Origin of the sequence: Winogradskyella echinorum, from assembly GCF_014297365.1 — a bacterium.
GTDB lineage: Bacteria > Bacteroidota > Bacteroidia > Flavobacteriales > Flavobacteriaceae > Winogradskyella > Winogradskyella echinorum.
Genome location: NZ_JACOQD010000002.1, coordinates 558213 through 572509, shown reverse-complemented (window position 1 = coordinate 572509; position 14297 = coordinate 558213). Strand labels below are relative to the sequence as shown.

Genomic DNA, 14297 nt, shown 5'->3' with positions numbered 1-14297 from the left:
TTGTAGATTATAAATTTAAATCAAAAAAAAATGCTTAAACATGATATTAATCAAGATTTAGATGTGGTTAGTACATGTCAATAAATATTCTGAATGGTGGTGTGTAATATTAAAACCAATAAAAGAGCCAAGTAATTTATACTTGGCTCTTTTATTAGAATATATTTTAAACTCTAGGTTTTTAAATTAGTTTCTAGATTCTTTAAGGATTTTAAAAAAGGTTGCTTTGTTAAAATCTCACCAGTTGCAGCTTTGATAGCATTTGCCAAAGCGCCACCTGCAGGAGGAAGTCCTGGTTCTCCTAAACCAGTAGGTGATAACTCGTTTTTAACAAAATAAGTTTCAACTATAGGAGTTTCTTTCATTCTAATTAAGCGATAGGTATTAAAATTGACATCTTGAGGTTTTCCATTTTCAAAAGAAAAATCTCCATACATAGCATGGCCAATTCCATCAATAACACCACCTTCAATTTGGTTTTTAGCTCCTGTAGGATTTACAACAATTCCACAATCAACCGCAACTGTTACTTTTTCAACAGATGGCATACCATCTTTCATAATTATATCGACCACTTCAGCCACATGTGTGTTATGACTGTAATAGGCAGAAAATCCTTGATGAGTTCCATTATTGCTTTTTCCCCAATTACTTTTTGCTTTAGCGAGTTTAATGGTGTCTATCATTCTTTTTGCAGAATACTCAATAGAAGGATCTTTTCCATCTTCTACATTTGCTAATAAATCTAATCTTAATTGTATTGGGTCAATATTTAATTCTGTTGCTAACTCATCGAAGAAACTTTGTTCTGCAAAAGCTAAAAAGTTAGTGTAGGGCGCACGCCATGCTCCTGTTGTAATATTACTTCTATAATTTCCAGATTCAACTTTATAATTTTCAATGGCGCCAGCAGGAAAGAAATTAGGAATTAATCCATACATATTAGAGTTGATTGCCGCTTCGCGTAGGTTATAACCTGTTACTTTTCCATCTTTAATTGACGCTTTAATTCTGTATTTTATAGCTGGTCTATAGATACCTGCAGCCATATCATCTTCTCTAGAAAATACAACTTTAACAGGTTGTTTGGTAATATTAGAAATTTCGGCAGCTTCTAATGCAAAATCTCCGTAGAGTCGTCTACCAAAACCGCCTCCCATTCGAGTCATTTCTAAATGAATTTCCTCTGGGTTTCTTTCTATGAGTTTTGCAATTCTACTAGCTGTACCAGCTGGTGTTTGTATTGGTCCTACTAGATGTACCTTATCATCAGTAACGTTTGCATAGAAATTCATTGGTTCCATACAATTATGCGGTAGAAATGGTGATTCGTAGGTGCGTTCAATAACTTTATCTGCTTCGGCAAATGCTTTTTTTACGTTTCCATCTTCACGACGTACATCTAAATTATTGCCGCCTAAGATTTTGTTTAATTCCTTATCATGTTTAGCTGTACTTTCTAGAGTGCCATCATTTTTCCATTCAACTTTCAAGGCTTTTTTTCCTTTCATTGCAGCCCAAGTATTAGATGCTAAGACAGCAATTTTATCTCCAAGTTGTACAACGTCATAAACTCCATTAACGGCTTTTGCTTCAGTAGCGTCAAAGGAATTTATCTTTTGACCAAATGCTGGTGGACGTGCAACCGATACGTATTTCATTCCTTCAACAGTATAATCTAAACCAAATAATGGTTTTCCTGTTACGATTTTATCTATATCTACATTGATAGCATCTTTACCTATTATTTTAAAGTCTTTAGGTTCTTTTAAAGTTACATTTTCGGGAACTTCTAATACAGCAGCTTCATTAACAACATCACCATAACCTAATTTGTCACCGTTAGCATTTTTTATAATGCCATCTGAAGCTTTACAAGTTGACGCATCAACTCCCCATTTAGCAGCAGCAGCATTTACCAGCATTTGTTTTGCAGTAGCACCTGTTTGTCTTAATGCTTCCCAACCAAAACGAATAGACTGGCTACCACCCGCAACTTGTCTCTGAAAATTTTCTGTATCTAGAGCGCCTTGTTCTACAGAAACATGATCCCATGGTACATCTAATTCTTCGGCGATAAGCATTGGCATGGATGTTTTTACTCCTTGACCAATTTCAGGGTTTGGAGAAAATATCGTGACATATCCATTGTTAGCGATTTTTATAAATGCATTAAAATCATTGAAGTTGAGTTGCGAAACATCAACTGGTGGAACGGCGGCTTCTTTACACGAGTTTAAAAAATTAAAGCCAATTAAAAGTCCTCCGCTGGCAAGAGCAGATGTTCTTATAAAATTACGTCTGCTAAATGTTATTTTGTTGTTTTTTTTCATAGTATATCAACTTAAGACATTTTTTTAGCAGCTAAGGCAACTGCTTTTTCAATTCTATTATAGCTTGCACAACGACAAAGATTTCCATGCATAGCATTTCTAATAGATTCATTATCTGGATTAGGATTTTGCTTTAAAAACGAAGTTGCTGTCATTATTTGTCCGGCTTGGCAATAACCACACTGCGGCACATCTAGCTCTTTCCAAGCTTCTTGTACAGGATGCATTTTATCATTTGCTAAGCCTTCAATTGTTGTAATTTCAGAATCTTCTAATCGCGAAGCTGGTAATAGACAACTACGTGTTGCCACGCCATCAATATGTACTGTACATGCACCACATTGCCCAATGCCGCAACCAAATTTTGTACCTACTAAATTGAGTTCGTCTCTGAGTACCCAGAGTAGAGGAGTGTCTGTGTCTGCAACGACGTTCACATTTTTTCCGTTTATTTTTAAATTATAGCTTGCCATAGTCTTTATTTAATTACTCTAAAGTTAAAGTTTTTATTTTAAATAATTGATTTTAAGTAACTTTCATAGTCTTCTTTAGTATCAATATCCATTAAATGCTCATTATTAAAAACCACGATTTGTTCTGTGTTATTATTTAAGAATTGTTTAGCACCTTTATCTCCTGTTAATTTCAAAAATTCTTGATAATAGTGTTTTGGAATAATTACAGGTATACCAACTTTCTCACCATATCCTGAGGCTATTATTTTATGAGGTTGAGTTTTGAAGACGTTAATCATTTCATTCAAAATGTTAAAATCAACATAAGGTTGATCTCCTAACGTCATTAAAATAGCATCATAATTTTGAGATTGTAAATGATTAATTCCTTTTTTAATACTAGAACTTAGACCTGTTTTATAGTCAGAGTTAATAATAAATTCAATGTCTTTGACTTTTATAGAATTTTGAATTTCATCTGCTTTAGCACCTAGGACACAATAGATGTTTCTGACTTTAGTTTGTAGTGCATTATTAATGGCAATTCCAAGGAGTGTCGTGTCACCAGCAGGCAATAACTGTTTAGCAACTCCCATACGAGATGAGCTACCTGCTGCGAGGATTAAAATTGCAATATTCATTTAGTCATTTTGTGTATGCTAAAGTTATTGAAATTCTAATTGAAAAATTTACAAGATTTTCTTAAAAGTTTATTTGATATAAATGACAAGCTTTAGAGCGAGCCTAATCATTGCTATATCCATTTTTCATTTGATAACTTAAGATAAAGCCATGAGTATTTCCTAATGGTGAATTATTTGTGGCGATATTATAGTTATAAATAACTCTGAAGTTATTAAACAAATAGAGGCCTGCTAACACGTTATAAGAATTGCTAGTTCTATAACCAGCTCCGACTTCAAATTTGTTTCTAACACTTACAGCGATATTAATATCTGCTTGTAATGGTGCACCTTGCTGATGTTTTAATAAAATATTTGGTTTAATTATTAAATCCTTAAAGCGATTGTTAAAAAAGCGATATCCAAAATAGCCATAATATGTATTGGTGATATTAAAACTTTTATCTGAAACTAAAGCATCGCCTAAAACATTTGGAGACGAAAATCCAACATAGAAAGAGCTATGATTAAAAAGAAAACCGAAGCCAATAGTTGGGACCATAGCATTGATATCTTCTGCAAATACATCGTCATTTACAATTCCAAGTTCTGTTAGATTTTCCGAATATCGCTGCAATCCCCCAGAAATTCCAAAAGACAACACGCCAGGCGTATAGTTTTGCCAATAAGGACGATCACTATCAAAATCAAAGAATATTTTATAAGAGTAAGCAGCAAAGAAGCTAGTTGATGTACTTACTCCGATTTGATCACTAATAAGTCCAAGACCAAGACCTACTTTTTTTCTGTTCGTAGAGCCATGTCCACTAAATGCAAAACTTTTTGGGCTACCTTCAAATGCGTTAAAATGCCCAGAATTGCTAATGGAAAATTCCGTATTTGGTGTAAGTCCGGCATAAGCAGGATTTATAATAAATGGATTGTAATTATACTCTGAAAACAAAGGTGTTTGCTGCGCAGCTACAGTATTTAACAAAAACGTTGTTAATCCAATGATTGTAGCTGTAATTATTAATTTTCTTCTAAAATTCATCTAATTATCTTTTTATAACAACGTAACCTTCTAATGTTTTAAAATTATGCTCTCCGCTAATTGAAAATTGAAAGAAATAGGTGCCATCTGGTAGTTTACCTGCACCCATTTTTGTCTTTTTATTTGCAACTCCTCTAAAGACATTAGATGTATTATTATAATCATCAATCTGAAAAACTAAATCTCCCCATCGATTATAAATACTTACTGTGTTATTTGGATGATCTTCTATGCCTTCAATGTGCCAGAAATCGTTAGTACCATCTCCATTTGGTGAAAATCCGTATTTCACATCATTTTTTGGAACTAATAAAGTAGTAAATTGACTTTCTGAACAATTTTCAGCTTCTCCGTTTATGTTATAAGGAATGATGGAAACGTAATACGTTGTTATACTTTGTAAATCATCATTGAAACTATAAGATGTTGTGAAACCTACATTTAAATTATTTACAATATCTGTACCACCAGATACTGTGCCTACAGATAAAATATAGCCTTCAGCGTTTGAAATAGATTCCCATGTTAAGTCAGTTTCTATAGCTACATCTGTTTCACCATCGTATGGACTAAGAAGTTCTGTACAGATTGGTGTTTTTACAATTTCGAATATTTCTGAAGCGCAACCAACTGCCTCAACGATTCCATTTAAAGGAATAATTTTTACAGTTACAATCTCATTGTTTAAAAATAAATTGGTGAAATTGTAGAAGGTGTCTGTTGTTTCAAAATCAGTAATATCGTTGTTTGCTGTACCAGATATTGTTATTTTATAACTAGTTGCATTTGCTATTGAATTCCAAGTGATTTCATTTAAATCTGTTTCAATATCTGTAGCGCCATCTAAAGGGCTTGCAAGCGTTGTACAATCTGGTGTTTCAGGAATTATTGTAAAACTCTCAGAAGTACAACCAGAAGCTTCAACACCTTGATTAACTGGAACGATAGTTACAGTTACCACTTCGTCATTTATAAATGTATTGGCGAAATTGTAGAAGGTATCTGTTGTTTCAAAATCTGTAACATTATTATTGGCTGTTCCTGTAATAGTTACTTTGTAGCTTGTTGCATTTGCAACAGCATTCCAAGTGATCTGGTTTAAATCTACAGCAACATTAGTTTCACCATATAAAGGACTAGACAAGTTAGTACAAGTTGGTGTTTCAGGGATTATTGTGAAACTTTCAAAAGTACAACCAGCAGCTTCAACAGTTCCGTCTATTGGAATAATAGTAACGGAGACAACTTCACTATTTACAAATGTATTTGTGAAATTGTAAAAGGTATCTGTTGTTTCAAAATTGGTAATATCGTTGTTGGCTGTACCAGATATTGTTATTCTATAGCTTGTTGCATTAGTTACAGCATTCCATGTAATTTGGTTTAAGTCTGTAGCAATATTTGTTGCTCCATCTAAAGGACTCGTAAGTGTTGTACAATCTGGTATTTCTGGAATTATTGTAAAACTCTCAGAAGTACAACCAGAAGCTTCAACACCTTGATTATCTGGAATAATAGTTACAGTTACCACTTCGTCATTTATAAATGTATTGGCGAAATTGTAGAAGGTATCTGTTGTTTCAAAATCTGTGATATTATTATTTGCTGTTCCAGTAATAGTTACTTTATAGCTCGTTGCATTTGCAACAGCATTCCAAGAGATTTGGTTTAAATCTACAGCAACATTAGTTTCACCATCTAAAGGACTAGACAAGTTAGTACAAGTTGGCGTTTCTGGGATTATTGTGAAACTTTCAGTAGTACAACCAGCAGCTTCAACAGGTCCGTCTATTGGAATAATAGTAACGGAGACGACTTCACTATTTACAAATGTATTTGTGAAATTGTAGAAGGTGTCGGTTGTTTCGAAATCAGTAATATCGTTGTTCGTTGTACCTGTTATTGTTACTATGTAACTTGTTGCATTTGCTATTGAATTCCATGTAATTTGGTTTAAGTCTGTAGCAATATTCGTTGCTCCATCTAAAGGACTTGCAAGTGCTGTACAACTTGGTGTTTCAGGAATTATAGTAAAGCTCTCAGAAGTACAACCAGTAGTTTCAATAGTTTGGTTAATTGGTACTATAGTTACAGTTACCACTTCGTCATTTATAAATGTATTGGCGAAATTGTAGAAGGTATCTGTTGTTTCAAAATCTGTGACATTATTATTGGCTGTTCCAGTAATAGTTACTTTGTAGCTTGTTGCATTTGCAATAGTATTCCAAGTAATTTGGTTTAAGTCTGTAGCAATATTCGTTGCTCCATCTAAAGGACTAGACAAAGTAGTACAATTAGGCGTTTCAGGGATTATTGTGAAACTTTCAGTAGTACATCCTGTAGCACTTTCAGTAGCATTAAACGGAATAATTGTAACAGATACAACTTCACCATTTACAAAAGTATTAGCGAAATTGTAGAAGGTGTCGGTGGTTTCAAAATTGGTAATATCATTATTTGCTGTACCAGATATTGTTATTCTATATGACGTTGCGTTGGTAGCAATATCCCAAGTGATTTGATTTAAATCTAATGCAATATTTGTGGCTCCATTAACAGGACTCGATAGATTTGTACAAACCGGACTTGTTGAGATTGGGTCTTCGGTTGTGAAGATTTCTTCATTACAACCTGTTGCATCACCAGTAGCATTATATGGAATAATAGTAACGTAATATGTTCTACTATTTTGAAGGTCATTAGGAATATTATAAGTGGTCATATTACCAACATCGATACTATTAGCCACTTCAATTCCACCACTTGTTGTACCTATACTAATTAAATAACCCGTTGCATCAGCAACTGCATTCCAAGTAATATTGGTATCTATAGCAACATCTATTTCATTATTAACAGGGCTACTTATAGTTGTACATAGTGGTGCACGAGGAATGGTTTGTGTGGTAAAGCTTTCTGTTGTACAATTGTTAGAGTTACCTTCATCATTATATGGTGTTATTGTAACGTCAATCTGAGTTTCTTCTGGTAGGTCTGTTGTAAAATCGTACGTTGTTACGTTTCCTACATCTTCATTGTTCACAATTATAATTCCACCAGGATTAGTAACGACATTTAGATTATAGCCGTTAGCATTGGTAATAGGTGACCAGCTAATATCTGTATTAACTTCAACTTCAGTATCACCATTTAATGGTAAAGTAAGATTTGTACAATCTGGAATGGTTGCAGGATCACTTGATATTGTAAAGCTTTCTTCAGTACAAGGTCCTATAGCATCTCCATTATCGTTAAAAGGAATAATGGTTACATAAACGGTTTCACCACCAGTAAAATCCGTATCAAATTCATACACGGTTACATCACCTAAGGTTTCATTAATAACAGTGCCACTAGGTTGTATAGTAATTTCTAATTTATAACCATTTGCAAAAAGTACATCTTCCCAAGTTAAATTGGTATTTACGGGGACATCTGTTGCTCCATTTAATGGTAAAACTAATTGGGTACATTCTGGAATTGGACAATCTAAAATGTCTCCAATTATTGTCCAACCAAAATTATCTATAATAGACTGTCGTTGTTGCAATGCATCACAGTAAAGCAATGAGTCTGCACCTAATGTAAGTCCAGGAGTTAATGTGAGTTCTGACCAAGCAATTAATGTAGCATCGTAGTTTTCTCTAGTTAATGCTGTGTCATCTAGCATATTAGTAGCATTTGTAATATTACTAATATCCCAATCGACTAGGTTTTGATTAAATGAAGAAGCATCTCTAAACATACTTCGCATGTTTGTTGTACCAATATTCCAAGCATCCATAGATTGGTTATATGAGATGGCATCTCTAAACATGTTTTCCATGCTTTGTACACCTGTAACACGCCAGTTGTTTAATGTTTGATTAAATGCAGATGCTCCATAAAACATATTTTTCATTGTTAATACACCTCGCACATTCCAGCTATTTATTTCACTATTAAATGCTATTGCATCTTCAAACATTCCTTCCATTGTTGCAACAGAAGCCACATTCCAACTATTCATAGTTTGGTTATAGGTTGTGGCATTTCTAAACATTTCTTCCATTGTAGTAACAAAAGATACATCCCAAGCATCAATATCTTGATTGAATAAAGTAGCTCCTTTAAACATTTGTTGCATGTTAAGAACCTCTCCTGTATCCCAATTATTTAATGGTTGATCGAATGCAATAGCATCTTCGAACATAGACAACATATTTGTTACAGAGGCTACATCCCAATTGTTTATTGGATTATTAAAAACGGTTGCACCTTTAAACATAGCGTCGGTAAGGGTTACAGAACTAACATCCCACGAGTTTAATGGTTGATTAAAGCTTGTAGCATTTTCAAACATAGAAGACATCGTTGCAACCGCACTTACGTCCCAATTATCTATGGGTTGATTAAAAATGGTTGCACCTTTAAACATAGAACTCATGTTTACTACCGAGTTAACATCCCATTGATCTAAAGGTTCGTTAAATACAATAGCATTTTCGAACATATTAGCGGTAGTTATAACATTAGTAACATTCCAATTATTAATATTTTGATTAAATGATGACGCACTTCTAAACATTCCGGACATATTAGTTACTGAGGATACATCCCAAAGATCTAAAGGTTGATTAAAAGAAGTTGCAGAAGAAAACATATAACTGGTAGTAACAACACTACTAACATTCCAATTATTTATAGGTTGATTAAAGTTTGTAGCACTTGTAAACATTTGACTCATGTTAAGCACATTACTAACGTCCCATAGAGATATGGGTTGATTAAAAGCACTAGCAGAACTAAACATACTTTGCATGGTAGTTACATTGCTAACATCCCAATTGCTTATATCACTATTATAAGCTGTAGCAGACTCAAACATATCTTCCATGCTTTCAACACTACTAACATTCCAGTTATTTAAAGATTGATTAAAAGCAGTGGCACGCTTAAACATACTTTCCATAGTAGTAACATTACCAACATCCCAGCTATCTATTGTTTGGTTAAAAGCTTCTGCATCTTCAAACATTCTATACATATTTGTAACATTGGCTGTATTCCAATTATCAATATTTTGGTCAAACAAATCGGTTCTGAAAAACATTAATGACATATTAGTGACATTACTTACGTCCCAAGTATTGAGCGGTTGATTGAAAATTTCTGCAACTCCAAACATTCCATACATATTAGTAACATTGCTAACATCCCAATTATTGATATTACCATCAAAATTTCTACAGACAATAAACATTCTGCTCATATCCGTAACATTAGAAAGATTGGGTATGTCTGTAGCCATGTATTCCATATTGGTACAACCAGCAAATGCTCCTTGCATACTTTCCCATACCTGTGTTCCCCATTGATCAATAGATAACAATTTGTATGAATCGCTATTAAATTCTTCGTGTCTTGGTGCCGGAAAATCTCCTATAATACTGATTGTATATATACCTGGATTTAAATAGGTATGCGTAATATCACCAGTAACATTATTATCATATTGCCCATCTCCCCAATCAATAGAGAAATTATAAATTATTCCAGATCTTGTTTGAAGTTTAAGTTGGTTAATTGGTGTTGTTTGATTGCTAAATTGAAGTTGTGTATCGTAAGTTAGTTTAAAGGCATCAGGACTATTAACCCAGCTTTCGACCGTTTTAAAATATATTTCTTCACATCCAACAGCTGGCCCTTCTTCATTATAAGGTATTACTGTCACATATACATTATCACCAGGTAGAAACTCGTTAGTAAAAGTGACACTTACCACGTTACCAACATCTTCATTGTCAAAAATTACCTGTAATACATTACCCATATCATCTTCTCGACGTATGCTTACGTAATAACCTGTTGCATTTGGTGCAGGATCCCAAATTATGTTTGAGTTTGCTGGTACGTTAAGGTCTCCATCTATTGGAGAAACTATATTTGTACAAATTACATAAGAGCAATCCACACTGTCTCCAGTAATAGTCCAGTTATGATTATCGATAAGGTCTTGTCTTTCATTTAAACTGTCGCAATAAGTAAGCGAAAGAGCTCCTAATGAGACATTATTTTGTACACTTTGAGCTGCCCAACCTATGAGAGTATTGTCGTAATTTTCTAAAGTAAGGTTAGAGTTACTTAACATGTTAGTCATGTTAGTGACATTAGTAATATTCCAAGTTCCAAGGTTTTGATTAAAAGTTGCAGCACCATTAAACGCGTTATTCATATTAGTAACATTACTTACGTCCCAATTATCTAGCGGTTGGTTAAAAAGAGGTGTATTAAAAAATATTGTACTTATATTAGTAAGTGCTGTTGTAGTCCAATTGTTTAATGGTTGATTAAATTGTATAGCAGCATTAAACATACTAGACATGTTTGTAACGCTAGAAACATCCCAATTTTCTAATGGTTGATTAAAATTTGGTGAATAATTAAACATTCCAGACATGTTAATGACGTTGCTTACATCCCAATTTTCTATTGGTTGATTAAAGTCACATCGTCTAAACATATAACTCATGTTTGTTACATTGGCAGTATTCCAATTATCTAATGGTTGATTGAATGGAGTTAAACCAAAAATACCATCGAACATGTTTTTCATATCCGTAACACTACTAACATCCCAATTATTTAATGGTTGATTAAATGTGGTTGTTCTCTCAAACATGTAACTCATTGTAGTTACGTTACCAACGTCCCAGTTATTAAGTGGTTGGTTAAAATCTGTTGCCTCTTTAAACATATTCTCCATGGTTGTAACGTTTGCCACGTTCCAAATTTCTATGGGTTGATTAAAATCTTCGGCATCATCAAACATACCAGACATATCAGTTACGTTACTTACATCCCAATTATCTAAAGGTTGATTAAAAATTCTTGCATCTTCAAACATTTCACGCATGGTAGTAACATTTGCTACGTTCCAGTTATTTACTGGAGAATTGTAATTAATTGCATTGGCAAACATGCGTTCCATGTTAGTTACTTGATTAACACTCCAATTATTTATATTTTGATTAAAGTCGTAAGTAGCGTTAAACATGTCACTCATATCTGTAACAGAAGAAGTGTTCCAGCTATCTAAAGGTTCATTAAAAATTCTGGCTTGTAAGAACGTTTCTGACATATCAGTAACGGAGCTTACATTCCAATTGTCTAAAGGCCTATTAAAAATTATAGCATAAGCAAACGTTCCAGATATATTGGTAATTGTATTAGTGCTCCAGTTATTTACAATACCATTAAATGAAGAACATTCTCTAAACATGTTCTGTAAACTCGTTACTTGTGATAAATCTGGAGCATCAATAGCATCGAAATTTAAATTGGTACAACCCCAAAATGAATTTTCCATACTGAGCCATTGTATTGTTCCCCAACTAAGAATTTCTTCAATTTTTAATTTATCTCCTGTATTGTTAAAATATATCTGAGGAAATGTTCCTGAAATATTAATTGTGTAGCTACCTGAAGAAGCATAAGTATGAGTAATGTTGCCAGTAACATTAGAATCGGTGATACCATCACCCCAATCTACATTATAATTATAGGTATATGCTGGGTTTGTAGGGATTTCTATTTGGTTGTCTAACGTAGAATTGTTTTCGGTATGAGCAGTATTCCATATAGCACTAAAATCTTGTGTATAAGCATTTAAGAAAAATATAAGTGCAAAAATTAAAATATAGTTTTTATTCATATTTTATGTTGGTCTTATCTAAAACTTACAAGATTTAAGATATGTTAAAATTTAATAATATCGACAAAACTACAAAAAAATACGATAAAATGCATTGTGTTGTAATATTTATCTATTTTCAATTAAAAATGAAACTAACTGAAAAAATAAGCAATAATTTTTATTTTACCCATAAAGCCTATTTAATTCTTATCATATAAGTATATTTATTGTTTATTTTTGAAAAAAAGTTATTATGTCGATAATTGAAAAGTTACAATGGCGTTATGCCACCAAAAAGTTTGATACTACAAAGCAACTTTCTGATGAAAAACTATTGACTCTAAAGGAGGCATTTAATCTTACAGCATTATCATATGGACTTCAAACATTAAAGCTAGTCGTTGTAGGAGATAAGCAGATTAGAGAGCATTTAGTAAAAGTATCTTATGGACAACGACAAGTGGTAGATTCGTCTCATTTATTGGTACTTTGCATTCAGACAATTATAGACGAAGAAGATGTAAATAAGCATTTTGATACAATTAAAGCTATTAGGAATACACCAGACAATATTTTAGATCCTTTTAAAGCGCAGATGAAATCTACTATTGAAGGTATGCCATTAGACAAGAAAATAGGTTGGGCAACAAAACAAGCCTATATTGCTTTAGGCAATTTGATGACGGTTTGTGCCATTGAAGAGATTGATAGTTGTCCGATGGAAGGTTTTATGCCAGCTGATTTAGATAAAGCTTTAGGTCTAGAAGCACATGGTTTAAAATCGGTGTTGTTATTGCCAGTTGGTTATAGAGCTAAAGACGACATGTTTGCAGACTTTAAAAAAGTAAGGAAACAATTATCAGAAACCATTATAGAATTATAGGTTTTGATATAATTGATAAAAAACTCAAAAGAGTATAGTTTCAAAAGTAAATTCAATTTTAATTTTCTCCCAATTATATGCCAGGATTCGAATTATTTAGTGATTTAGAACGTAAAGAAGTTAACGATGTACTAGAAAATGGAGTGTTAATGCGGTATGGTTTTGATGGTATGAGAAATGGCCACTGGAAAGCTAAAGAACTAGAAACCGAATTAGCAAAAACATTTCAATCTAATTATGTACAGTTAGTATCTAGCGGCACAGCTGCTGTTTCTGTTGCATTGGCTTCTGCAGGAGTAGGAGCAGGTGATGAGGTGATAATGCCAACTTTTACATTTGTTGCAAGTTTTGAAGCCATAATGATGCTAGGAGCTATCCCAATAATGGTAGATATTGACGATACCTTAACCTTAGACCCAAAAGCTGTTGACGCTGCAATAACACCAAAAACTAAGGCAGTTATGGTTGTACAAATGTGTGGAAGTATGGCAGATATGGATACATTAAGAACGGTTTGTCAGACACATAATTTAATATTTATTGAAGATGCATGCCAAGCCATTGGTGGATCATATAAAGGAAAACCATTAGGAAGCATTGCTGATCTGGGTTGTTTTTCATTTGATTTTGTAAAAACAATTACTTGTGGCGAAGGCGGAGCAGTCGTAACCAATAATAAAGACTATTATATCAAGGCAGATCATTACAGCGATCATGGTCACGATCATATTGGTAATGACAGAGGTGCAGAAACACATCCTTTTTTAGGATATAATTTTAGAATTTCAGAATTACATGCTGCTGTTGGTTTGGCGCAAGTGAGACGATTACCAGAATTTATTAAAATTCAAAAACGTAACTATACAATTTTAAGAAACGCATTGGCTAAATTGCCTGGAGTTACATTTAGAACTGTGCCTGAAGGCGGTGAAGAAAGCTATGCTTTTTTAAACTTCTTTATGCCAAATGCTGTATCTGGTCAAAAGGTTGCAGAAGCATTTAAAGCAAATGGCGTTGATGTGTGTTGGAATTACTACCATAACAATTGGCATTACATAAGAAAATGGGATCATCTTAAAGAGTTGAAATCTTTGTTTCCAATTTCAAAGGAAGTAAAAGATGGTTTAGAGTATCTAAAAACCAAATCCTATGAGCAATCCGATCATTGGATAGCCCGTAACATTTCTTGCTTGATTAAACTATCGTGGACGGAAGATGAGGTAAGAGAACGCGCTGAGAAGATGGTTATGTTAGTGAAAGCTGTACTATAATTA

General features: G+C 33.4%; 7 protein-coding genes. 2 read left to right on the top strand and 5 right to left on the bottom strand.

The features are described 5' to 3' along the window. Positions 1-173: 173 nt before the first annotated feature. The 5 genes from H8K90_RS09655 to H8K90_RS09635 all read right to left on the bottom strand — a co-directional run bounded on the left by H8K90_RS09655 (position 174) and on the right by H8K90_RS09635 (position 12158). Entirely contained in the window at positions 174-2333 is a 2160-nt protein-coding gene (locus tag H8K90_RS09655) for a xanthine dehydrogenase family protein molybdopterin-binding subunit (protein WP_186845756.1), read from the bottom strand. Positions 2334-2344: 11 nt separating this feature from the next. Continuing rightward, positions 2345-2806, bottom strand: a complete 462-nt coding sequence (locus H8K90_RS09650) for a (2Fe-2S)-binding protein (protein WP_186845755.1) — start codon at positions 2804-2806, stop codon at positions 2345-2347. A 38-nt stretch (positions 2807-2844) separates the two neighbouring features. Continuing rightward, positions 2845-3429: a nucleotidyltransferase family protein gene (locus H8K90_RS09645; protein ID WP_186845754.1), complete on the bottom strand. Its 585-nt coding sequence runs from the start codon at positions 3427-3429 to the stop codon at positions 2845-2847. 103 nt (positions 3430-3532) lie between these two features. Continuing rightward, positions 3533-4465: a PorP/SprF family type IX secretion system membrane protein gene (locus tag H8K90_RS09640; RefSeq protein ID WP_186845753.1), complete on the bottom strand. Its 933-nt coding sequence runs from the start codon at positions 4463-4465 to the stop codon at positions 3533-3535. Positions 4466-4469: 4 nt separating this feature from the next. Beyond that, the gene (locus H8K90_RS09635) at positions 4470-12158 is read right to left on the bottom strand and encodes a BspA family leucine-rich repeat surface protein (RefSeq protein WP_186845752.1); all 7689 of its coding nucleotides are present in this window, start codon (positions 12156-12158) and stop codon (positions 4470-4472) included. A 235-nt stretch (positions 12159-12393) separates the two neighbouring features. Here H8K90_RS09635 and H8K90_RS09630 point away from each other — a divergent pair, with 235 nt between their 5' ends. Together H8K90_RS09630 and H8K90_RS09625 are read left to right on the top strand one after the other, a co-directional pair. Next, positions 12394-13023, top strand: a complete 630-nt coding sequence (locus tag H8K90_RS09630; protein ID WP_186845751.1) for an NAD(P)H-dependent oxidoreductase — start codon at positions 12394-12396, stop codon at positions 13021-13023. A gap of 77 nt (positions 13024-13100) precedes the next feature. Next, the gene (locus H8K90_RS09625) at positions 13101-14294 is read left to right on the top strand and encodes a DegT/DnrJ/EryC1/StrS family aminotransferase (RefSeq protein WP_186845750.1); all 1194 of its coding nucleotides are present in this window, start codon (positions 13101-13103) and stop codon (positions 14292-14294) included. Positions 14295-14297 lie beyond the last annotated feature (3 nt).